At 35.2% G+C, this 23711-nt stretch carries 23 protein-coding genes and 2 tRNA genes; 13 read left to right on the top strand and 12 right to left on the bottom strand.

Translation table 11 applies throughout. From position 1 onward, the window contains the following. Nucleotides 1-25: 25 nt before the first annotated feature. The 3 genes from FNE73_RS00320 to FNE73_RS00330 all read left to right on the top strand — a co-directional run bounded on the left by FNE73_RS00320 (nt 26) and on the right by FNE73_RS00330 (nt 3327). Complete coding sequence (locus FNE73_RS00320; protein WP_143882812.1) at nt 26-910, top strand: cupin-like domain-containing protein; 885 nt, start codon at nt 26-28, stop codon at nt 908-910. A gap of 388 nt (nt 911-1298) precedes the next feature. Then, nucleotides 1299-1709, top strand: coding sequence for a BrxA/BrxB family bacilliredoxin (locus FNE73_RS00325; RefSeq protein ID WP_143882813.1), 411 nt, complete (start codon nt 1299-1301; stop codon nt 1707-1709). Between the two features lie 97 nt (nt 1710-1806). Then, nucleotides 1807-3327 (top strand): GH3 auxin-responsive promoter family protein, encoded by a 1521-nt coding sequence (locus FNE73_RS00330; RefSeq protein WP_143882814.1) that lies wholly within the window; start codon nt 1807-1809, stop codon nt 3325-3327. Here the strand turns inward: FNE73_RS00330 and menD are convergent, their stop codons facing one another. Next, a complete protein-coding gene (gene menD / locus FNE73_RS00335; protein WP_143882815.1) occupies nt 3328-5004 on the bottom strand; it encodes a 2-succinyl-5-enolpyruvyl-6-hydroxy-3-cyclohexene-1-carboxylic-acid synthase in 1677 nt (558 codons plus the stop codon). It abuts the gene before it with no gap. A gap of 87 nt (nt 5005-5091) precedes the next feature. On the opposite strand from menD, the gene FNE73_RS00340 reads away from it, so the two are divergent. After that, on the top strand, nt 5092-6042 hold the full coding sequence (locus FNE73_RS00340) for an isopenicillin N synthase family dioxygenase (RefSeq protein ID WP_143882816.1): 951 nt from the start codon (nt 5092-5094) through the stop codon (nt 6040-6042). A 116-nt stretch (nt 6043-6158) separates the two neighbouring features. On the opposite strand, the gene FNE73_RS00345 is transcribed toward FNE73_RS00340, so the two are convergent. The 4 genes from FNE73_RS00345 to FNE73_RS00360 all read right to left on the bottom strand — a co-directional run bounded on the left by FNE73_RS00345 (nt 6159) and on the right by FNE73_RS00360 (nt 8456). Beyond that, a tRNA-Asn gene (locus FNE73_RS00345) sits at nt 6159-6232 on the bottom strand. A gap of 183 nt (nt 6233-6415) precedes the next feature. Further along, a tRNA-Asn gene (locus FNE73_RS00350) sits at nt 6416-6489 on the bottom strand. Between the two features lie 79 nt (nt 6490-6568). Then, nucleotides 6569-7915, bottom strand: coding sequence for an RIP metalloprotease RseP (gene rseP / locus FNE73_RS00355; protein ID WP_143882817.1), 1347 nt, complete (start codon nt 7913-7915; stop codon nt 6569-6571). Between the two features lie 103 nt (nt 7916-8018). Continuing rightward, the gene (locus tag FNE73_RS00360) at nt 8019-8456 is read right to left on the bottom strand and encodes a DUF6646 family protein (protein WP_143882818.1); all 438 of its coding nucleotides are present in this window, start codon (nt 8454-8456) and stop codon (nt 8019-8021) included. A gap of 101 nt (nt 8457-8557) precedes the next feature. Between FNE73_RS00360 and FNE73_RS00365 the strand changes: the two genes are divergently transcribed. After that, the gene (locus FNE73_RS00365; protein WP_143882819.1) at nt 8558-9310 is read left to right on the top strand and encodes a nitrilase-related carbon-nitrogen hydrolase; all 753 of its coding nucleotides are present in this window, start codon (nt 8558-8560) and stop codon (nt 9308-9310) included. Nucleotides 9311-9326: 16 nt separating this feature from the next. On the opposite strand, the gene FNE73_RS00370 is transcribed toward FNE73_RS00365, so the two are convergent. The 5 genes from FNE73_RS00370 to FNE73_RS00390 form a co-directional block, all read right to left on the bottom strand. Continuing rightward, nucleotides 9327-9809, bottom strand: a complete 483-nt coding sequence (locus FNE73_RS00370) for a hypothetical protein (protein WP_143882820.1) — start codon at nt 9807-9809, stop codon at nt 9327-9329. A gap of 2 nt (nt 9810-9811) precedes the next feature. Next, entirely contained in the window at nt 9812-10411 is a 600-nt protein-coding gene (locus tag FNE73_RS00375) for a DUF4126 domain-containing protein (RefSeq protein WP_143882821.1), read from the bottom strand. A 148-nt stretch (nt 10412-10559) separates the two neighbouring features. Next, the gene (gene rnpA / locus FNE73_RS00380; protein WP_143882822.1) at nt 10560-10940 is read right to left on the bottom strand and encodes a ribonuclease P protein component; all 381 of its coding nucleotides are present in this window, start codon (nt 10938-10940) and stop codon (nt 10560-10562) included. Then, the gene (locus FNE73_RS00385; protein ID WP_143882823.1) at nt 10940-11665 is read right to left on the bottom strand and encodes a tRNA threonylcarbamoyladenosine dehydratase; all 726 of its coding nucleotides are present in this window, start codon (nt 11663-11665) and stop codon (nt 10940-10942) included. Before FNE73_RS00385 ends, rnpA begins: the two co-directional genes overlap by 1 nt. Continuing rightward, nucleotides 11658-12284 (bottom strand): TatD family hydrolase, encoded by a 627-nt coding sequence (locus tag FNE73_RS00390; protein ID WP_143882824.1) that lies wholly within the window; start codon nt 12282-12284, stop codon nt 11658-11660. Before FNE73_RS00390 ends, FNE73_RS00385 begins: the two co-directional genes overlap by 8 nt. Nucleotides 12285-12533: 249 nt before the next feature. On the opposite strand from FNE73_RS00390, the gene FNE73_RS00395 reads away from it, so the two are divergent. From FNE73_RS00395 to FNE73_RS00430, 8 genes are all read left to right on the top strand, one after another. Continuing rightward, nucleotides 12534-13163, top strand: coding sequence for a TetR/AcrR family transcriptional regulator (locus FNE73_RS00395; protein WP_143882825.1), 630 nt, complete (start codon nt 12534-12536; stop codon nt 13161-13163). A gap of 169 nt (nt 13164-13332) precedes the next feature. Then, the gene (locus FNE73_RS00400; protein WP_143882826.1) at nt 13333-14328 is read left to right on the top strand and encodes an outer membrane protein assembly factor BamD; all 996 of its coding nucleotides are present in this window, start codon (nt 13333-13335) and stop codon (nt 14326-14328) included. A gap of 42 nt (nt 14329-14370) precedes the next feature. After that, on the top strand, nt 14371-14697 hold the full coding sequence (locus FNE73_RS00405; RefSeq protein WP_089743415.1) for a DNA-directed RNA polymerase subunit omega: 327 nt from the start codon (nt 14371-14373) through the stop codon (nt 14695-14697). A gap of 113 nt (nt 14698-14810) precedes the next feature. Then, on the top strand, nt 14811-16013 hold the full coding sequence (coaBC, locus tag FNE73_RS00410; protein WP_143882827.1) for a bifunctional phosphopantothenoylcysteine decarboxylase/phosphopantothenate--cysteine ligase CoaBC: 1203 nt from the start codon (nt 14811-14813) through the stop codon (nt 16011-16013). A gap of 111 nt (nt 16014-16124) precedes the next feature. Beyond that, nucleotides 16125-17024, top strand: coding sequence for a type IX secretion system protein PorD (porD, locus tag FNE73_RS00415; protein ID WP_143882828.1), 900 nt, complete (start codon nt 16125-16127; stop codon nt 17022-17024). 72 nt (nt 17025-17096) lie between these two features. Then, on the top strand, nt 17097-18746 hold the full coding sequence (locus tag FNE73_RS00420) for a DNA repair protein RecN (RefSeq protein WP_143882829.1): 1650 nt from the start codon (nt 17097-17099) through the stop codon (nt 18744-18746). Nucleotides 18747-18819: 73 nt separating this feature from the next. Continuing rightward, on the top strand, nt 18820-19038 hold the full coding sequence (locus FNE73_RS00425; protein ID WP_143882830.1) for a DUF6364 family protein: 219 nt from the start codon (nt 18820-18822) through the stop codon (nt 19036-19038). Nucleotides 19039-19174: 136 nt separating this feature from the next. Beyond that, entirely contained in the window at nt 19175-21220 is a 2046-nt protein-coding gene (locus tag FNE73_RS00430; RefSeq protein ID WP_228429812.1) for a prolyl oligopeptidase family serine peptidase, read from the top strand. A 68-nt stretch (nt 21221-21288) separates the two neighbouring features. Here the strand turns inward: FNE73_RS00430 and FNE73_RS00435 are convergent, their stop codons facing one another. Next, the gene (locus FNE73_RS00435; protein ID WP_143882832.1) at nt 21289-22008 is read right to left on the bottom strand and encodes an ABC transporter ATP-binding protein; all 720 of its coding nucleotides are present in this window, start codon (nt 22006-22008) and stop codon (nt 21289-21291) included. A gap of 4 nt (nt 22009-22012) precedes the next feature. Next, nucleotides 22013-23479, bottom strand: a complete 1467-nt coding sequence (locus FNE73_RS00440) for a DUF5687 family protein (RefSeq protein WP_143882833.1) — start codon at nt 23477-23479, stop codon at nt 22013-22015. Nucleotides 23480-23711: the final 232 nt, after the last annotated feature.

Genomic DNA, 23711 nt, shown 5'->3' on the forward strand with positions numbered 1-23711 from the left:
ATTTTGTAACATAAAATTTATAAGAATGGGGGTTATTCTAAAACCTATTGATATAGTAGATGATATTTCTAAGGAAGACTTCTTGGAGAAATACCTAAAGCCGAGAAAACCGGTGGTCATCAAGAATATGGCAAGGAAGTGGCCGGCTTACCAAAAATGGACGATGGATTATATGAAAGAGGTTGTAGGCGACGTTACTGTTCCTCTATATGACAGTTCCAAAGCAGATCCTGCCGCTCCGATTAATGCTCCTACTTCAGAAATGAAATTTGCAGATTATATAGATCTGATTCAAAGAGAGCCTACCGATCTAAGAATCTTCTTCTTCGATCCTATCAAAAAAGCTAACAGACTTCTGGATGATTATATTTCACCTAAAGAATTGATGGGAGGTTTTCTGGACAAATTTCCTTCTATGTTTTTTGGAGGGAAAGGCTCTGTTACATTTCTGCATTATGATATAGATTTAGCACATATCTTCCATACTCATTTTAACGGACGAAAACACATTCTGCTTTTTGATTATAAGTGGAAAGACAGACTATACAAATTACCGTATGCAACTTATGCCTTGGAGGATTTTGATATTTCAAATCCTGATTTTGAAAAATTTCCGGCATTGGACGGAGTTGAAGGGATAGAATGCTTTTTGGAGCATGGCGACACGCTGTTTATGCCGACAGGATGGTGGCACTGGATGAAATATTTAGACGGCAGCTTCTCTATTTCTCTTCGTGCATGGGATAAATCCTGGGCAGTAAAGACCAAATCTCTTTACAATCTGACAATTCAGAGGAATCTTGATAATTTTATGAAAGCAAGATTTAAGAAAAAATACATGGACTGGAAAGAGAAAAAAGCTATTGAAAGAGCCAATTATGCCTTAAAAAAAGGCTTACCCAGAAAATAATATTTAGAAATAATAAATAAACCCGAAACATTCTTCGGGTTATTTTGTAATATCTTTACCAATGTTCTCCTGAGTAAATACTCTTGAGCAATTCTAAAAACTAAAATCATTGATAAAGCTGAGGGAAATTACAATGTCATCGGAACTCAAATGTTCTTCCAAATTTGATTAATAAAGTTCTTTTCATGGAAATTGTTTTCAGAATCATTTCAAATTTAATAAAATAATTTCAATATATGTGGTATTTCAGCAAATATTTAACGAATACTTTATATAGAATTAATTTCAATATCACATTTATTCTTTCTTTATACCATTCTGATAGTTATTATTAATTACTCTAAGCAAATGAAAATTTGTAAATTTGCAGTAATAAAACTTATAAAAAATGTATCCAACAGATTTAGTAATGCCGATGAAGGCTGAACTTACAGATAAAGGTTTTGAAGATTTGGCAACACCGGCACAGGTAGAAGATGCCTTAAAAAAAACAGGGACTACCCTTTTGGTTATCAATTCCGTATGCGGTTGTGCAGCTGGAGCAGCAAGACCCGGAGTTGTATATTCTTTAACAGGAGATAAAAAACCCGATCATTTAACGACCGTTTTTGCCGGTTATGATACGGAAGCCGTTGCAGAGGCAAGAAAACACCTGGCTCCGTTTCCTCCAAGTTCTCCATGTGTAGCTCTTTTCAAGGATGGTGAGTTGGTTCACATGCTGGAAAGACACCATATTGAAGGGAATCCTGCCGGAGCAATTGCAGCCAATCTTCAGGCAGCTTATGATGAGTACTGTTAAAATTAACCCTTGAAATAATCAAACCGTTACAAAATTTGTAGCGGTTTTTTTGTTGAAATCATGCTCAGGAAATTCAAATATTATTATATTTGTCCTAATGGCAACCAAAGCACTTTTTAACACCGTCGTCAACTGGTTTATTCGTCAGAGAATAGATCAGATCCAAAATTTCATGAAATATCCTGTTGAAACCCAAAACGGAATATTGTTTTCGCAATTATTTCATGCAGAAGATACGGAATACGGTAAAAAATACGGTTTCAATTCTATTTCCAGCTATCAGGATTTTATCAGCAAAGTTCCGGTTGTCGCTTATGAAGACTTTGAGTCCTATATAGAAAAAGCCAGACAAGGACAAAAAGATGTAAGCTGGCCTGGATACATTAAGCATTTTGCAAAATCTTCGGGAACAACAAATGCAAAAAGCAAATTCATCCCCATCTCTTCCGAAAGTCTTGAATACTGCCATTTAAAAGCAGGAAAGGACATGGTTTCCATTTACGCAAACAATCATCCCGAAAATCAGCTTTTCACTAACAAAAACTTACGTCTAGGCGGAAGCTCTGAGCTATACGCAGACTTCAACACAAAATTTGGTGATCTTTCGGCAATTTTGATCGACAACCTTCCTTTCTGGGTAGAAATTACCACCACTCCGAGCAAAAAAGTTTCGCTCATGGGAGAATGGGAAAGCAAGCTGAAAGCTATTGTTGCAGAAGTGAAAAATGAAGATGTAGGAAGCATTCTGGGAGTTCCCAGCTGGATGATGGTACTTTTACAAAGAGTACTGAAGGAAACCGATGCCAACAGCGTTTCTGAACTCTGGCCCAATCTTGAAGTATTTTTCCATGGTGGAATCAGTTTCAAACCATACAGGGAACAGTATAAACCGATTATCGGAAAAGATATTAACTATTATGAAATCTACAATGCTTCCGAAGGCTTCTTTGGAATTCAGGACAGATCGAATAGTGACGAAATGCTTCTGATGCTGGATTACGGAATTTTTTATGAATTTATTCCTATGGATCAGTTCCACCGTTCTAATCCTAAAGTGGTATCTCTGGAAGATGTGGAAATCGGGAAAAATTACGCTATGGTAATTACCACTAATGGCGGGCTTTGGCGATATCTAATCGGAGACACTGTTATTTTTACTTCTCTGGATCCTTTCAGAATAAAAATTACAGGAAGAACGAAACATTACATCAACGCTTTTGGTGAAGAACTGATGATTACCAATGTAGAATCGGCTCTTACAAAAGCATGTGAGGAAACCAATTCTTCTGTAACCGATTTTACCGGTGCTCCTATTTTCATGAAAGAAAATGAAAGCGGCGCACACGAATGGATCTTTGAATTTAGCAAAGCACCCGAAAATCTAGATGAGTTCACAGATATTTTTGACCGTCATTTAAAATCCATAAATTCTGATTACGAAGCTAAAAGATATAACAATATCACGTTGAGAAAGCCCGTAGTTCACATAGCAAGACCCCATCTTTTCTATTGCTGGCTGGAATCTAAAGGAAAACTGGGCGGACAGAACAAAGTTCCCCGTTTAAGCAATGACAGAGAATATATTGACCCTCTTCTTGAGCTTAATCAGCAACAATAATTACATATCTTTCAGGAAGTTGAAGTAAGCTTTCTGTGTATCTGCATTCGTTTTGCCCTGGGTATTAACTTCCAATATCTTAGGCTGAACGTCGGGCTTGAAAAAGTTTCCCAAAACACGATCAAGCGTTCCGTCATCATCTACTTTCACATAAGAAAAACCAAAATGTTTTGCTAAAAACTCAGCATTCTTCTGATGTTTGGTAGAAATAAATTCATCTACCGTATTGGAATTGGCATTTCCGGGACCAGGGATTATTTTGAAAATATTTCCTTCTCCGTTATTAAAAATGATAATTCTTGTAAATGGCGGAATGTATTGATTCCAAAGACCATTAATATCATAGAAAAAGCTTAAATCTCCCGTCACCAGCAAAGTTGGGTTCGGATTTTTTATGGCAAAACCCATGGCGGTTGATGTGGATCCGTCGATTCCGCTTGTCCCTCTGTTGCAGTACATCTTTCTTTTTCCAAAATCAAATAACTGAGCATACCGTATTGCCGAACTGTTGCTGAAATGCAGGTTATAATTCTCCGGAACACTTTCTGAAATTCTGTTGAAAAAATAAAAATCTGAAAATTCAATCAAATTTAAAAACTTACGATGTTTTTTATCTTTTTTATCTCTTAATACATCCCAAAGGTTATAAAAAGGTCTTGGTTCAAGATTAATAAAGTTCAGCAGTTTTGAAAAGAAATTTTCAGGTTTGGTTTCAATTTTCTGCGTCAGAGAAAAATAAGTATCCGGCTGCCATATTTCATCAAGATGCCAATGCTGTTTGGGGTTTGCAGATCTCAGAAATTGCTTTATTTTTTTGGAAACTACATTTTGTCCTACCGTGATAAGCAAATCCGGAGCATAGGTTTTAAAATCCTGCTCTGTGAAACCAAAAATATAACGGTCGATATGCCTGAAAAACTTTTCGTGATAAAGATTAGAATTGGCTTCCGATAAAACCACCACAGAATGATTTTTCACCAATTGCGACAGCTGATTTTCAAGTTCCGCACTATAATCTCTAGTCCCCACTAAAATCATGATACGCTGTGAGGTGTTCCAATCTGCGATAAGACCTGAGGGAATTTCATATTCTTTTTGCTTAATGGTTTTCTCTACCACCGGAAAAGTCGGAAGTTCTGAAACCAAATCATATAAAGGCTCTTCCAACGGAATATTGATATGAACCGGACCTCTTTTTTCAAAACAAAGCTCAATAGCTTTTTTAATAATTTCTGAATTGATCTCTTCTGCATTGTCTTTGGAGTCTTCTACCAACTGAAAATCTCCGCATGAATGCTGCTGAAAAAGATTGTTTTGGCGAATGGTCTGTCCATCAAAAAGGTCTACATAATCTGTAGGACGGTCTGCCGTGAAAATCAGCAGCGGAATATTAGAATAAAAAGCTTCTGTAACCGCAGGATAATAATTTGTTGCCGCAGAACCGCTTGTGCAGGTAATTGCGACTGGTTTTTTCTCACTCATTGCCATCCCAAGAGCAACAAATGCCGCACTTCTCTCGTCAACAATACTGTAACAGTTGAAATCATCCATCTCTGAAAAATGAATTGCCAATGGAGCATTTCTGGATCCCGGAGAAATAACAACATCTAAAATGCCATATTGCTGAAGAAGATTGGCAAGCACCTGAATACTTCGCTTGGAAGAATATTTTTTCATAAAGCAAATTTAACTTATAAATACCTAATTCTAAAATGATTTAATTCAAAAAAACTGTAAATTAGCCCCACGTAAAATTTCTATAAAATGGATAAAATACCTAGTGTAGACCTGCGTGATTTCCTTTCGGACAACCCGGAACGCAAACAGAAATTTGTAAATGAAATCGGAAAAGCTTATGAAGAAATTGGCTTTGTTGCCTTAAAGGGACATTTCCTGGATGATAAGCTTGTGAGTGAATTGTATGGTGAGGTGAAAAACTTTTTTGATCTTCCCGTGGAAACCAAACAAAAGTATGAGATTCCCGGAATTGGAGGACAAAGAGGCTACGTCGGTTTCGGAAAAGAAACTGCAAAAGGATTTAAAAAAGGAGATTTGAAAGAGTTTTGGCATTTCGGACAGTATGTTTCGGATGATTCAAAATACAAAAGCAAATATCCCGATAACGTCATCGTTGAAGAACTTCCAAAATTCAACGAAGTAGGAAAAGAAACCTACCAGATGCTCGAAAAAACAGGAAAATATGTTTTAAGAGCCTTAGCTTTATACCTTGGTCTTGATGAGTTCTATTTTGATGATAAAATTGCAGAAGGAAATTCTATTTTAAGACCTATTCATTACCCGCCAATTACTGAAGAGCCAGATGATGCGGTAAGAGCTGCAGCGCATGGCGACATCAATCTGATTACCCTTCTAATGGGTTCTCAAGGAAAAGGTCTTCAGGTTCAAAACCATAAAGGAGAATGGATTGATGCGATTGCAGAACCTGATGAATTGATGATTAACGTTGGAGATATGTTATCCAGACATACCAATAATAAATTGAAATCTACGATTCACAGAGTGGTAAATCCGCCTAGAGAATTATGGGGAACTTCAAGATATTCTATCCCATTCTTTATGCATCCTGTAAGCGAAATGTCGCTGAATGCACTGGAAAACTGTGTAGATGAAAATCATCCTAAATTATATGAGGACACAACTGCAGGAGAGTTTTTACATGAAAGATTAATAGAATTAGGATTAATTAAAAAATAATATCAACCGGGCTCTAACGCTCGGTTTTTTTATTGGTTAGATCAAAGCTTCTTTAGAGAAAAATGCGAGTTTAATTTTGAACATAAAAAAAGACTTACATTACTGTAAGCCTTTTGCTCCTCCTGCTGGGCTCGAACCAGCGACCCTCTGATTAACAGTCAGATGCTCTAACCAACTGAGCTAAGGAGGAATTTCCTATTGTTTTAGTGGTGCAAATATAAAATGAAAAACAATATCACGCAAATATTTTTTCTTCAAAATTAACGCAAAGCGTTTATGGTACTAACTTTCAGTAAATTAAATTTTAATATTTATTGTAATAATCTTTTACAAACAAAATAAAAAAGACTCACATTGCTGTAAGTCTTTTTTGCTCCTCCTGCTGGGCTCGAACCAGCGACCCTCTGATTAACAGTCAGATGCTCTAACCAACTGAGCTAAGGAGGAATGTCCTTGTTTTTAAGTGGTGCAAATATAGGACAGATATTTATACCTCACAAATTTTTACGTGAAAAAATTTTAAAAATTAAAGCTTATTAGTGAAAATTTTGAAAATATCAGCTCCAAATATCAACAGCATCAATCCTAAAAGAAATATAACTCCCACCATTTGAGCATTTTCCAAAACTTTCTGCGGAACAGGCTTCCCAACAATCATTTCATACAATGTAAAAATAACATGACCGCCATCTAAGCCTGGAATAGGGATTAGATTTAAAAAAGCCAGCCACACAGAAAACATTGCTGTAAAACTCCAGAACATCGTCCAGTCAATAGAAACACTTCCGTCTTTTGCTTTATCAACAGGCATATTTTTGATAATAGCCAAAGGACCTCCTACTTTCTTATAACCCTGCACTTTTCTATTGAAAACAAGCTTGAATTGCTTAACCTGATATGTTAAACTTTCAATACTTCTTGTAAATCCCCTTCCAATAGATTCAAAGAAATTAAAATGTTTTGTTTCTGCAAATTTCTCTAAATACTTGAAAGAAGCTAATCCTAAAGTCCCTTCTTTTGAAACAGATAGAACTAAAGGCTGTATAGTTCCCGCTCTGGATACCTCAACATTAATGTCTTTCCCAGCATTGTTTTTTACAACACCTTGAAATTCATCATAATAGTTAATTCTTTTTCCATCTACAGATACTATCTGATCTCCAACTTTCAAACCAGCCTCAGCTGTTTTAGGGTTATAAATAGAATCAATCACAGCAGGATATCTTGGGGTGAGAAAAGCTTTTGGATTTTCGTCCCTGAAAGCTAAAGCCTTACCATCATCGTTGGTTGGGAATGTTACTTCTTTCCCTCCTCTCAAAACGGTAATTTCATCACTGAGTAAAATATCTAGAGAAAGTTTATCAAGATTGTTCTGAGTTTTTCCATCTACTTTTAGAATTTTATCTCCATCCTGAAAGCCCATTGCTTTAGCAACATTCGTATAGTTCATTTGTACATCTTCCTTGGTGCTGTCAAAAACTGTTTCACCATTAAAAAACGACAGACAGCCATAAATAATCCAAGCCAGGAAAAAGTTTACCGTAACACCGCCCAACATGATGATTAATCTCTGCCAAGCCGGTTTTGCTCTGAATTCCCAAGGTTGTGCAGGCTGTTTCAGCTGTTCAGTATCCATGCTTTCATCAACCATTCCTGCAATTTTTACATAGCCTCCGAAAGGAAGCCATCCGATACCGTATTCGGTTTCTCCTACTTTCTTTTTTACAACAGAAAACCAAGGATCAAAGAAAAGATAAAATTTCTCCACTTTGGTTTTGAACCATTTTGCAGGTAAAAAATGCCCAAGCTCGTGAAGAATTACTAAAATAGAAATACTCAATATAAATTGAAAGATCTTAATTGCTAATTCCATTAATTGTTTTTAGATTTTAATTTGCAAAGGTAACAATAATCAATAGGATGCCAAATAAAAAGCTTCTCGTAATGAGAAGCTTTGTCATATATTGATATTGCTATTAAAAATTAAAGGAAACGCCTAAGCTTCCGTTATTCCCCACTTCAGCAAAAACACCAACTTTATCGGTGAAGAAATATCTCGCTCCAATATGAGCTCCAATTCCGAAATCTCTTCCCAGAACTCCCAGATCAACACCCGGATAAATATCCAATTGCTCCGGAAGATCCAATGCTTCTCTTAAGTGAAAATTCAGACGCCCAAAAATAAAAACCCTGTTATCTTTATTATTGTCTCTGTAATTGTCAAAATAAGCATTACCTCCCGCACCAATAGAAATAACGTCACTGAGACCATAGTCATACGTTGCTGTTATGCCCGTTCCATATCCCCATGCATTAAGTCCTAAATTAACTTTCTGATCACCTTTTCCAGTATAAGCCTGTGCATTGGCTGCGATTCCCGCAAAAAGCATCAGCACCAAAATCATTTTTTTCATAATAGATTTATTATTTAAAGATCATAAAAAAAATATCTGCATCAAAAATAAAACCGAAATCAGTTTAAAACTGTATTTTTATAGAAGATAAAACAGGCATTATGAAAATCACAGGAATTAACTTAGATATTATCTGGAAAAATAAACTAAAAAACTTTGACAATATAGCACACGAAATCAGAGATGAAAAAGCAGATCTTTTTATTCTTCCTGAAATGTTTTCTACAGGATTCTGCATGGATGCTGCTGAAGTTTCAGACCGTAACGGAGAATCTTTGGAGTTTTTGAAGAAAATGGCACAAGAAAAAAATGCTGCTTTTTGCGGAAGCGTTCCGGTGGAGTCAGAAGGAAACTTTTACAATAGAATGTACTTTGTGAAACCCGATTCGGAAGTTGAGTATTATGACAAAAGACACTTATTTTCATTTTCAGGGGAAGATAAAGTTTACACTCCGGGAAAGGAACGCATTATTGTTGAATATTCAGGAATCCGTTTTCTGTTACAGGTTTGCTATGATCTTCGCTTTCCTGTTTTCTCAAGAAATAATGATGATTATGATGCCATATTATATGTTGCCAATTGGCCAGAAAAAAGAGTCGGAGCCTGGGAACATCTTTTAAAGGCAAGAGCTATTGAGAATCTGTCGTTTGTTTTTGGCTTAAATAGAATTGGCACAGACGGAAATAATCTTTTGTACAAAGAAAGTTCTCACTGTTTTTTTGCAGACGGAAGAGAAATTTCAACAAAAAAAGGAAATCTGATCTCATCAGAATTAAATGTATCCGAACTGAACGAGTTTAGAAAACATTTTCAGTTTTTAAACGACAGAGATGATTTCCTAATAAAGATGTAGTATTATTTCCGTAAACTTATTTAAAAATATCTTTAAAATTCTGCGTTAATGTTTGTTCTTCATAGCCTAGATATTTAAACTCTCCTTGAATTTCATTCTTAATTTTAAAATAGTTCCGATGATAATACTGTGAGATTTTAGCAATCTTGTTTCCGTCTTTATACAAGTAAAGATACTCATAAACATTGCTTCTAAATTCTACCCTGCTATATTTCCAGCCGTTTATTTCATTTTTCATGAAGGATGTAGGAAATATTCCAAAAAAATATTTCACGACAACCTCCCTTCCTTTTATTTGAAAAATTATTGCTTTTGTTCTTATCTCACTAAAAAGAGACACAAATATAAAAATAGTTATTAATGAAAAAAATATTGTATGAAATAACTCGCCACTATTAGAAGACAAAGATGTTTGTAAAATTTTTATCATCAAAAACACAGAAAATAAAAATGCTAAACCTATTAAATAAGCTCTAATTGAAAACTTTGTTTTAATCACCTTTATTGTTTTATTCTTAATTTAGTTAACTTCCGCCAAGCTTTTCTTCCGAAAAAAATAATTAAAACCACACATAATATCGCTAAAACAGCAGCTACAAACGGGGCAATCATTGCCAAAACAGTCATAATTCCGGCTCCTGCTGTTTCTGTAGTTCCTACAAAATTATTCCCAAGACCTGCAGTTGTTGCCGTAGAAGCTGCTCTAATCCCGGCAAAACCCGAACTGATGGTTGCTGCAGTTCCACCGCCTGCAATAAGCGCCAATCCCCATTGCGGAAGAGTTCCTAAATCTGAAAATTGGCTCGCAAAAAGGACAGAACCAGCAACGGTTGCCATAGGAACCGAAATTGTATCCAGAAAATTATCAACAACAGGGATATAATATGCTAAAATTTCTGCCACAGTTGCAATTCCGGTGGTAATAAGTGCAGGAAGCGATGAAAGCCATTCAAAAGTTTCAAGCGAAGGAATCCACTGAAAGTAAGATGCCAAACTTACAGCAAACATAGGTAAGAAAACACGGAAACCCGTTGCAGCAGCAAGTCCGACTCCTATAAATACACTTAATAAAAAAGAAAAATAGGGAATTTGGTCTAACATTTTATTTGTCAATTGTTTGACTAAAGCTACAAAAAATATAGATAATACAATCTCTAAAAAATCATTCGGGATTATTAAATACCATTTGTTTTGAACAATGCATTTAATAAAATTTATTTCAGATATGACGCTCCTGCGTACTGTAAAATCAGCTTTTACTTTTATTCTGGGATTTGCAAAGAGTGATAAACTGAGACTCTACCTCCTGAAAATTTGCAGGCATTTCATTTGAAACCCAAAAAAGCATTGCGGTTGTTCTGTCTCCGAAACTCTCCGTAAACAAAGATTTATTTAACCGGTAAGATTCTCTTAAAAGACGTTTTATCCGATTTCGGTGTACTGCCTTTTTAAAGTACCTTTTAGAAACAGAAACTCCGAATTTTGTTCTGTCAGCCTGTAATTGCGGATGATTTTTAAGAATAATAATCCGAAGATTCCCAGAGGTTTTCCATTTACCTTTTGCAAAAAGCAAGTCAATTTCAGACTTCTTTTTAAGTTTTTCGGCTTTCGGATATTTATAATCAGGCATTAATTTTTTTTCACTAAATAATTAATCACTTCCGCAGCAGCATACAAACCAAAAATAGCCGGAATAAAACTTATCGTTCCATAGAAAGACCTTTTGTAATTGGTTCCGTCTGTCATTTTAAGACTGTCATCTTTCTGAAGTTCATCAGAAAAAACACATTTGAATCCTTTGTTTATTTTTTCTTTTCTCAATCTTTTTCTCACCTGTTTAGCAAGATAGCAATTTTGAGTTTTACTGATATCTTTCACCATTACTTTAGAAGGATCGGTTTTTCCGCCGGCTCCCATTGAACTGATGATTTTAATCTTTCTTTTTTTTGCAGACTTTATTAAGGTAAGCTTTGGGGTAACGCTGTCAATACAATCTAAAACATAGTTAAAATTACCTTTGTCTAATATTTCATCCATTCTTTCAGGATTCAGAAATTCGTTGATTTTAACTAAATTAAGTTTAGGATTAATATCTAAAAGCCTCTCCGCAACTACTTCTACTTTATGTTTTCCAACAGTTGAATGAAGAGCAGGCAATTGTCTGTTAATGTTGGTAATATCAACCGTGTCTCCATCAACAATCGTCATATTTCCCACGCCTGCTCTGGCAAGAAATTCTGCCGCAAAAGACCCGACACCTCCAAGTCCAACAACCAGAACAGATGCTTTGTTCAGTTTTTCCAAACCATCCTCTTTAATCAGAAGCTCTGTTCTTTCCAGCCAGTATTTATCCATTTTGTATTGTTTCTAAATTTTCTAAAATCTGTGATTGAAGCTGTTCCAAAGAAATTCCTTTAAGTTCTGAAACTTTAGCATACAGCTCTTCGACGGCAAAATTACCGTCATCCGTTTCCAAAAACAGTTTATCTAAAGGAATTTTTTTCACTGTATTCTGCAAAGATAAATTATAGAGAACCGCTTTTCCAAAACTTAGATAGAAATTATTCTTCAGCAAATCATCAGCAACATTCTGCTTTTTATTAAAACCATGAATAATCATGGGCTGCTGAGAAAATTTCCTGAATGAAATTACCTCGTAATATTTTCTCACACAATGAATAATCACCGGCTTTTTTACTTCATTAGCAATTTCTATCTGCTTAAAAAAAACCTCTTCCTGAATTTTCTCATCAATGGGAACCAAAGAATCTAAACCACACTCACCTATTGCAAAACAGTTTTTCAAAATCGCAGATTGAAGCCAGTCTAATTGTTGATGAATATTTTCTACACTAATATCCTTAGGATGAATCCCTACAGAATAAGGAAAGTCATCCGGATTCTCATTTAAATTTAAACTATAAATTCCGAAGCTTAGCTGTTTTTTATGATGATGAAAATCAAAAAATTCCATTGTCAAAAATACGTTTTTAAGCCTGATTAAAAATAATATTGATTCTCCGTTATTAATCATACCGCTTTTTAACGCAAAGGATCGCTAAGATTCCTTTATATACTAACTGTTTTTAAGTTCGCAAAGGCGTTTCACTCAGCAAAGAACTCAAAGGTTTTTCAATTATGTCAAGTTACAGACAATCATAAAATAATTAAACAAATGTTTATAAGAGAAGAAAAAATGACTATTTTTACTAAAACTGAATACATGGCAAAAAAATTTTCGGAAAAACAAATGCACATTCTGGATGTTGCAGAAGAACTGATTGCCCAAAAAGGATTTGAAGGTACTTCCGTGAGAGACATTTCGACAAAAGCCAATATCAACGTAGCGATGATTTCCTATTATTTTGGTTCGAAAGAGAAGATGATGGCATCATTATATCAATACAGAGTTCTTAAGACAAGGGAAAATTTTTCTGAATTTGCCGATACCATTAAAAACGGCAAACCTGAAATGCAAATGAAAGAAATGATCAAATACATTGTCAATCAACTTTTTAAATACAATTATTTCCACGGTTTTGTGACCCAGGAACTTCGCCATACCGAAAGTCTTAAAGATGAACTGATGGAATTTTACCAGCTTTTTGTAAGAAAACTGGATGAGGTAATCAAAAAAGGAGTTACAACAGGCGTTTTCACTTTTACTCCAAAAGCAGAAGATTTGCTTACTACGGTGATTGGCTCTACCCTGTTTGTGATCCGCAATAAAAATTTTTACGAATTGTACGTACCTCATAAAGATGCAGAATCCTATCAGAAAGAAGCAGAAAAAAAGGTAAAAATGAATCTGCTGATGAGCGTTTTTGCACTTTTGGGATATGCATCAGAATAAATTTAAAGAAGTTTTGATCAAAAATGGTTGAAATTTATTAATTCGACTTTTTGAAAATACTTTACCTTCTGTTTTTACGTTAAATAATCATAAAAAAAAATCTTTTAGCAAAAAAGTTATATTTTTGCAAATTGATAGTACGGTAAACCCGTGAACTGTTACATTGTATATGAAAAAATATTTTTTAGGTATTTTCGCCGTAGCTGTTTTGGCAGCATGTAAAAGTCAGCAGGAAAAAGCATTGAGAAGTGCAGACAAAAACTTCATTCTGAAAACCGCTAACGAAAATTTCGCCAAAAAGAAATGGAAAAATGCTTTGGCATTATATGACAGACTTCCTAATCTTGTTGCAGGAACAGACGATGCTCCGAATGTAGTATTCAACTCTGCTTATGCCAATTATTATGATAAAAACTACAGACTTGCAGGAAATCAGTTTAAAAATTTCGCAGTGAGTTTTCCTCAGGACAACAGAAAAGAAGAAGCTGCCTATATGTCGGCTTTATGCTACTACAACGGTTCTATGGATTATAACCTAGATCAGTCAAGCACAGAATTGGCAATCAATGAGCTGCAGGATTTTATTAACAACTATCCTTCTTCTGAAAGATCAAAAAACATCAATACGATGATTGATGAATTGTCTTATAAACTGGAATTTAAAGCTTATGAAAACGCCAGACAATATTTCAAAATGGGTGATTACAAATCTACGTCCGTTGCTTTTGAAAATGTTCTGGAAGACTTTCCAAGTACGAAACTGCGTCCGAAAATCTATGACTACATGATGAGGGCGCGTTATCTTTTAGCTCAAAACTCTGTTTATGACCTTAAAGAAGAACGTATTGAAAGTGCTTTGGCATTTACCAGACAGGTAGAAAAGGATCTTCCGGGTACAGAATACTCCAAGACAGCTGCAGATTTGAGGGAAAAACTTGAAAAAGAAAAGAAAGACTTTGCTGTCGTAAAAAAACAAACTGAAGAAAGAATTGCCGTTCTTACAGCAAAACAGAAAAAAATGGCAGATAAACTGGCTGCAGACTCAAAAACAGAACAGCAGATTAAAGACCAGATCTCCAACGAAAAGCAGGCAAAGCAGATTCAGAGAGACAGCGCAGTAATAAATACACCTCCACCCGCAGCAACTTTCAGAATTCAAAGATAATTCGTAGATTTGCCAACTTATAATTAAATTAATTTTCTCAAAATGAGCGTAAAAGATACAAAAGCAGAAGTAAACACCATTACTTACGATAAGGATAAGATTGAAGACAAAGTAGGCTCAATCTACGAAGCTATTGTCATCATGGGAAAAAGAGCAGAGCAGATCAATGCAGAGATCCGTACTGAATTGCACAACAAGTTAGACGAATTTGCAGTACACAACTCTACTTTGGAAGAAGTTTTTGAAAACAGAGAGCAGATTGAAATCTCAAAACATTACGAAAAACTTCCTAAACCTACATCTATCGCAATTCAGGAATGGCTTGATGACGATGTATACTTCAGAAAAACTGAAGACAGACAGAAATAATCAAATTTTTATATTATAGGCAAAGGTCATAGAAGAATACTTTTATGACCTTTGCTGTTTATATGAATGTTTGTGAAAAAAAATAAGTAATTTAGACGTTTAAAAAATATTTCATGAGTATTTCCGGAAAAAAAATTCTCATCGCAGTTTCCGGCGGAATTGCAGCTTATAAAATTCATTTTCTGATCAGAGAGCTTATTAAAAAAGAAGCGGAAGTACAGGTAATCATGTCTCCGGAAACAGAACATTTCGTTACAAAGCTGAGCCTCTCAACCCTTTCAAAAAAACCTGTTTATTCTGAGTTTTACAGTGAAAACGGAACGTGGAACAGCCATGTGGAAATGGCACTTTGGGCAGATATTATTTTGGTTGCACCGTGTACGGCAAATACGTTGGCAAAAATGATCCACGGAATGTGCGACAATCTTTTGATTGCTACATATATGTCTGCAAAATGTCCTGTTTTTATTGCTCCTGCAATGGATCTGGATATGTATCAGCATCCTTCCACCAAAAATAACCTGGAAATGGCAGAAGATTTCGGACACATTGTTATTCCTGCTGAAAGCGGAGAATTGGCAAGCGGTCTTTTCGGACAGGGAAGAATGGCAGAACCAGAAACAATTATAAAAACTATAGAAAGTTTTTTCGATTTGAATTACAAAAAAAGTTTAGCCGGAAAAACAGTACTGATAACCGCAGGACCTACTTACGAAGCGATTGATCCTGTAAGGTTTATCGGGAATCATTCTTCAGGAAAAATGGGATATTCTTTAGCTGAAGAAGCAGCAAAAAGAGGCGCAAAAGTGATTCTTATTTCGGGACCTTCTTCTCTAAAAACCATCAATGAAAATATTGATATACATAGAATTACCTCAGCGAATGAAATGTACGAAAAGGTTTTTGAATTCTACGAAACATCCGACATTGCCATTGCAAGTGCTGCGGTTGCTGATTATGCTCCAAAAGTAGTTGCCGCAGAAAAAATTAAAAAAAATGATGATATACTCACAATAGAGCTAGTTAAAAATCCGGATATCCTTAAAGCAATGGGCGAGCAGAAAACCCGTCAGATTTTAGTAGGATTTGCTTTGGAAACCAACAATGAAGAGGAAAATGCAAAAGCTAAACTCAAAAAGAAAAATTTAGATTTAATCGTTCTTAATTCTCTTAGAGACGAAGGTGCCGGCTTTAAAAATGACACCAACAAAATAAAAATTTTTACCAGAACAGAAAAACTTGAATTTGGACTAAAATCTAAAGAAAATGTAGCAATAGACATCCTTGATTGTATTGAAACTCAGATTTTAAAATAAATTTTATAAATTTCCGTTTTGAATATTTAATATAAAAATAAGACTACCATATCTGTTGATGCATAAGGATTATGATGCAACAGCATGGCTTCAAAACAATGAAATCTCTTTATGAAAAAAATAATCATACTTTTTTTCCTGATTCTGTTTAATTTCAGCTTTTCGCAGGAAATTCTTGCTACTGTTCAGGTAAATTCCCAGCTTCTTGGAGGAAGTAATACTCAGGCTTATAAAGCTTTAGAAAAAAGTTTACGGGATTTTATCAATAACACAAGCTGGACAGGCAAGAAACTTCAGAATTTTGAGAAAATAAAATCAAATTTTGCCATTGTTCTCAGCGAAAGAGACGGAAACAGGTTCAAAGGAACCATTGTTGTACAGGCAGTTCGTCCGGTTTTCAACAGTTCTTATGAATCTCCTTTACTGAATCTCCAGGATACACGATTTGCCTTTGAATATGCTGAAAACGAAAATTTAATCTTTAATGAAAGACAATTTTCCGGCAGAAACCTGATTGACGTTATCAGTTTTTATGTCTATCTTATCTTAGGTTATGATGCAGACAGTTTCCAATCAATGGGAGGAAGCCAGTGGTTTTCAAAAGCACAGCAAATTGCGCAAAACTCGCAAAACAGAGGCTACGATGGCTGGAATCAAATCAACGAACCAAGGAGCCGATCCATTTTAATAGGAGAAATCCTGAATCCGAACATGAATCAGCTGCGCTCTACGATTTATACTTATCACAGAGCCGGACTAGACGGATTATACAATCAGGATCAGACGCAGTCTAAAAAAATTATAGCCGATGCTATTATGCAGTTGAAAACTTACGAAAATACTTTTCAGCAGAATTATTTTTTCAACTTATTTATGGATACCAAAGCTGACGAAATTTTCAATATTTTCAATTCCGGAAATAACGGCTCTGTCAACATCAATAATCTGAAACAGCAGATGATTGTCTTTTCACCCAAGAATACAGAATCACGATGGAATAAATGGAAATAAAAAAGTTTAATTCCCGAATTCTGAATTCCAAATTTTATCTTTGCAGTATAAAATGAAATCTGCTTCTGATCTATGCTTTCGAGAATTTACATTAAAAACTTTGCTCTGATTGATGCACTTGATGTTTCCTTAAAAAATGGTTTACAGGTAATTACCGGTGAAACAGGGGCGGGAAAATCTATTATCCTGGGTGCACTCCGATTGATCTTAGGAGAAAGAGCAGACAGTAAATCTATTTCAAAAACCGACGAGAAAAGCATTGTTGAGACGGAATTTAACCTCAACAATCAGTTTAAGAAATTCTTCATCGAAAATGATCTTGATTATGAACATCACACGATTATAAGAAGAGAAATTCTGCCTTCCGGAAAATCCAGAGCTTTTATCAACGATGTTCCGGTTACTCTTGATGTTCTGAAAGAGCTTTCTTCACAGCTGATTGATATTCATTCTCAGTTCGAGACCTCAAATCTTTTTACGGCAGAATATCAGTTCAAAATTATTGACGGACTTTCTGAAAACAAGACTTTAATAGAAAATTATCAGCAGGATTTCCTGGAATTCCAAAGCCTGAAAACCCAGCTTAAAAAACTACAAATACAGCTTTCTGAAAACACAAAAGAAAGTGATTACAAACTGTTTCTGCTGAATGAGCTCGAAGATCTTAAATTAGATGATATTAATTTTGAAGATCTTCAAAACCAGCTTTCGGTACAGGAAAATGCAGGAATGATCTCGGAAAATCTTGCTCAGATTTTATCAAGATTTCATCAGGAAGAAATGGGAATTTTGACATTTTTCAACGAAGCAAGGTCTAAACTCTCTAAAATTGCAGATGTTTCCAATACCTTTACAGAGCTTAATGAAAGACTGGAAACTTCTTTTGTGGAAGTAAAAGATATTATTTCTGAACTGGAAGATGAGGCAGAAAAAGTAGAAATCAATCCCGAAAATTTAGCCCAACTTTTAGATCTGAATAATAAAATCAACACTTTATTTCTAAAACACAATGTTTCTGACGTAAAGAGCTTAATTGAAATTCGGGATCAGCTTTCAGGCGAACAGAGAGGAACGGCAGAAATAGAAATTCAGATACGGGAAACGCAGGAAGATATTTTCCGAAAAGAAAAATCAATGGAGAATTTAGCCCAAAAACTTTCCAGAAACAGAAAAAAAAGCATTCCTGTTTTCGTCAAAAAAGCAGAAGATCTTCTTAAAAAACTAGGTCTGGAAAAAGCTAAAGTTGATATTGAGCTTACAGATTCGCAAGACTTTAATCAATTTGGAAAAGAAAATATCCAACTGTTGTTTCAGGCAAATTCAGGTTTCCCTTTGAAGCCGATTCAGACAGCTATTTCAGGAGGTGAGAGATCCCGTGTTATGTTGGCTGTTAAAAAAATTATTGCCGAAAGTGATGAGCTTCCTACGCTTATTTTAGATGAAATTGATACCGGAGTTTCCGGAAAAGTTGCCGAAGAAATTGGAAATCTGATGCGTGAAATGTCTGAAGATATGCAATTGATTGTCATTTCTCACTTAGCACAGGTTGCCGCCAAAGGCAATAATAATTACAAAGTCGTAAAGCAGGATGTTGCAGGAAAAACGCAGTCTACCATCATTCCGTTGAACGATGAAGAAAAGCTGAACGAAATTGCACAGCTTCTTTCCGGAAGTAAAATTACTGAAGCGGCTTTGACGCAGGCGAGGGAACTGATTGGATAAAAACTGTTATTATTTTTCGTAATAAACTTCCAAACAGTACATTTTTATATATTTGTACGTATAAATTTTTATTATGGTTTCTAAACTTACAATAAAATTAGATGAAAATGTTATCGAACGTGCTAAGGAATATGCTTCCAAAAAAAAGCTAAGTTTATCAAGACTGATAGAAAATTATCTTGATTCCTTAATCCGCTCTCAAGATGATTATTTTGAAATCTCGCCTTTTGTAAAAAGTATATCAACAGGAAAAAGTCTCCCAAACGATTTAAATAAAAATTTGTTTACATAATATTTAAGCTTCCTCAAAGAAGCTTTTTTTATTCAATTAACTTTCCTTATTTTTGATAAAATCCTTTTAGATGAATTTTAAACCAATCTTATTAACGGCTGGAGTATTATTTTCGGTCCAATTTTCAGCTCAAAAAATGCAGTACCCTAAAGCTATCAAAGGAAATCAAACCGATATATATTTCGGAAATTCTGTTGCCGATCCTTACAGAGATTTAGAAAATGATTCTGATGCTACCAAAAAATGGGTTGATCAGGAAGTTGCTTTCAGCGAAAGATATTTATCGCAAATTCCTTACAGACAGGAAATCGTAAAACAATTAACAGATACCTGGAACTACGAAAAGATAGGAGCCCCTTTCAAAGAAGGTGATTATACATACTATTATAAAAACAACGGTTTGCAGGCACAATCTGTACTGTACAGAACTCATAATAAAACAAAAACAACCGAAGTCTTTTTAGATCCCAATAAATTTTCAGAAAAAGGCACCACTTCTCTTTCCGGACTGTCATTCAACAAAAAAGGCAATCTTGCAGCCTACTCCATTTCAGAAGGAGGAAGCGACTGGAACAAAATTATCATCATGGATGCGGTTACCAAAAAACAGATCGATGAAACCATTGTTGATGTAAAATTCAGCGGAATCTCGTGGTTAGGAGATGAAGGATTCTATTATTCCAGCTATGATAAGCCGAAAGAAGGAACTGTACTTTCCGGAATGACCGATAAACATAAAGTGTATTTCCACAAACTCGGAACCAAACAATCTGCAGATCAGCTGATTTTCGGAGGAGAAAAAACACCGAGAAGATATATCGGAGCCGGAGTTTCTGAAGATCAGAGATATCTGATTGTTTCTGCCGCTAACGCTACCAACGGAAACGAACTGTATATTAAAGATTTAAAAAAAGGCGGAGAATTTATCCAGATCAATAAAGGTTTTGATATCAATGCCAATATTGTTGATACGGACGGTGACAACCTTTATATTTTCACAGACAAAGATGCGCCAAATATGCACCTGGTAAAAACTACCATTCAGAACCCTTCTCCCGAAACATGGAAAGACGTGATTCCTGAAACGGAAAATGTACTTGGTATTTCCGGCGGCGGCGGTTATTTTTTTGCTACTTATATGATTGATGCCATTGATCAGGTAAAACAATATGACAAAAACGGAAAACTCATCAGAGAAATTACACTTCCCGGAAAAGGAAATGTAGGAGGTTTTGGTGGTAAAAAAGAGGAAAAAGAACTTTACTATTCTTTCAGTAACTACATCACTCCCGGAACGACCTATAAATTCAATGCAGATACAGGTAAATCAGAAGTTTATCAGAAACCGAAAGTAAAGTTTAATCCTGAAGACTATGTTTCTGAACAGGTGTTTTATACCTCTAAAGACGGAACTAAAATTCCGATGATGATTAATTATAAAAAAGGAACCAAGCTGAACGGAAAAAATCCGACAATTCTATATTCATACGGAGGCTTTAATGTCAGTTTACAGCCTTCTTTCTCTGTAGTGAATGCAGTATGGATGGAAAACGGAGGAATTTATGCCGTTCCTAATATTCGCGGCGGAGGTGAATACGGTAAAAAATGGCATGATGCAGGAACTAAAATGCAGAAGAAAAATGTTTTTGAAGATTTTATTGCAGCAGGAGAATATTTGCAGCAGAAAGGTTACACTTCAAAAGAGTATATGGCAATCTCCGGAAGATCAAATGGCGGACTTCTCGTAGGAGCAACAATGACAATGCGACCAGATTTAGCCAAAGTTGCTTTTCCGGGAGTGGGTGTTCTGGATATGCTGAGATACAATAAGTTTACCGCAGGAGCAGGCTGGTCTTATGATTACGGAACTGCGGAAGATAACAAAGAAATGTTTGAATATCTGAAATCTTATTCGCCTGTACATAATGTAAAAGCAGGAACCTGCTATCCTTCTACCATGATTATAACCAGCGATCATGATGACAGGGTGGTTCCGGCACATTCTTTCAAATTCGGAGCAGAATTGCAGGAAAAGCAAGGATGCAGCAACCCTGTTTTGATGAGAATTGAAAAAAATGCAGGACATGGTGCAGGAAGAGCAACCGATCAGGTAATCAGCGAAAATGCAGATTTAATTTCTTTTGCTTTGTATGAAATGGGAATTAAAAAGCTTAACAAATAATTATTTCATCAACAATAAAAAAAAGGCTGTTTTCCATGAGAACAGCCTTTTTTATCAATAATAATTAGTTAGATTTCGCTGATCATATTGACCTGATCTGCAAAATACTGCTCAAGATCTTTTAAAGTTTCAGGATTGGTTTGGATATCTTTTACCATAACTCCTTTGTTAACCACAACAATTCTGTTACATACTTCAGTGGTATGAGAAAGATCGTGACTGGAAATCAGAAAAGTAACTCCGCTTTGTCTGGATAAAACTTTGATCAGATTTTTAAGCTTGATCTGGGTAGAGGGGTCAAGATTGGCAAATGGCTCATCAAGAATAATAATTTCAGGATTTCCGATGATCGCACCTACAATCCCAACTTTCTTTTGATTACCTTTCGATAAGTCTCTTACATATTTTCCCGAATTTAAAATTTCACCGCTGAAAAGATCATGAAACTGCTTGAGAAATTCATCCACAGTAGCTTTATTCTGACCTCTCAGTTCTCCGATAAAATAAAAATATTCTTCAGGTGTTAAATATCCAATCAAAAAACTGTCGTCTACAAATGCAGAAACTTTGGATTTCCAGGCTTCAGATTCATTTACTTTAATTCCGTCAATACTTACAAACCCGGTACTTGGCTGAATCAGATCAAGCATTAAGCTGAAAAGTGTTGTTTTCCCGGCTCCGTTGTTTCCTACAAGACCAAAAGTTTCTCCGTTGGGAATTTCCAGGTTTTCAATATTCAGAACGGTTGCCTTTCCGTATGTTTTAGATAAATTTTGTATCGTAATCATTGTATTAATCTTTGTTTTTGAATGCTTGTATTGTGGTGTATTTTTCTCTCTTATAGTGTTTCACGATAATATCAAATATTTTTTCCCTTAAAAAGAACCCAATTAATCCTAAAACAGCAATACTAATAACTGCCGCAGTCATTCCGGAAAAGTATTTCATGATTCCAAATACCACCATTGGTAAAATTAATTTAGGAATTAACAGCAACAATGCTTTAAGGTTAAAACTATTCTTCTGTCCCATTCTTTTTTCTTTAGAATTGAGGTCAACCTGCATTTTGTTGTATGCTCCGGACCAAAGCGTAAACTGGGAGTTCACCCCTATGTTATAAAGACCCGCTGCAAAAAATGTTATGTAAATTTCCCAGCTTATCAAAGCATAAAAAAGAGCCAGAATCATAGAAAAGGAAGTCACAATAATCATCAGCCACCATTTTGCCTTAAGATACTCTTTATAAGGTACATTGAGCGTCATCATGAGCGGATAATAAGAACTGTCGAATGCAGGAACGCGCTGACCGAATAGAAACTGGAATCCTCCGGTTACGAATAACCCCATAAACATCATCATATATGGTGTTTTATAAACAGGTGAGGTAAACATTAACAAACCGTAGAAAGTAAACATCAGACTTCCAAGAAGTACTCCTTTGGTTACTTTGTTTCTTCTGAGCATTTTGATATCATTGTTGATGAATGTACCCAGAGAGCCATATTTATTTAAAAAAGCAATATTTTCCGTTTTTCCTACCTCTTGTTTTACCTCAAGACCTTTGTCCAGATAAAATTCTTTGAAGATATAACGGTAGCACAACTGCCAAAGCACAATAAAAAGCCCAACCGGAATCAGAGCAAAATACGGGCTTTCATACAAACTGTAAAATAATGTTTCTGAATAATTGAGTACCGGAACAATCTGGTAATATTCCAGCAAAGCAAAAGCAGCAATAACCACCCCTACTCCGATAGCAACATTTTCTTTATCATTAAAAAATATATTGAGAAAGTTGTTCAGATAAAGCAGAGACGAAATCCCAACTAACCAGCACAAAACTCCTGAAATACTGTAACCGTTATACAGCAGAATGACCGAAAACGTGATGAAGAACCACGAATTCATCCAGCTAAAAGGCGAAAGAAAGGTTTTAATTAAGGTATAGTTGACCAATGTTCTTTTCGGAATATTTAAAGTAAGAAATGGTTTGATATTCTGTGCGGAAATTTGCTGCATCATGTATTTAAACACGAGATCTGCTACCCAAACCAAAATCAGATATTTTGAAACAACTTTCAAAGGATTCTGCTCCAGCTCTTTTTCTACGTAAAAAAACGCTAAAAATGCACCTCCAATGAAATACAAAATGAAAGACAGAATTCCCAAAAAGCGAAAAATCTTCATCGCCAGATTGATTCCTAATGAAGTTCCCCGGAAAAAACTTTTGATCTCTAATCTCAGAAATTTTAAAAACATGGTAGATTTCTTTTAAACATTAGTAAAGATAATGGTTTTATTGTTACAGAAATTTTACTGCAATCTAATCTTACTTTTTTATAATTTAAAAAAATTCTATAAGCAAAAATTAAAAGCAGGCGTGCTTTTTAAAAATGCACGCCTGCTTTTTTGAAAAGCTCTCGTGGATTTTGGAAAATCCTCGGGAGCTTTTGGTAAAATCCTTTAGAGGATTTTGGAGAATGGTTTAGAT

The organism is Chryseobacterium binzhouense, assembly GCF_007474545.1.
GTDB classification, from domain to species: Bacteria; Bacteroidota; Bacteroidia; order Flavobacteriales; family Weeksellaceae; genus Chryseobacterium; species Chryseobacterium binzhouense.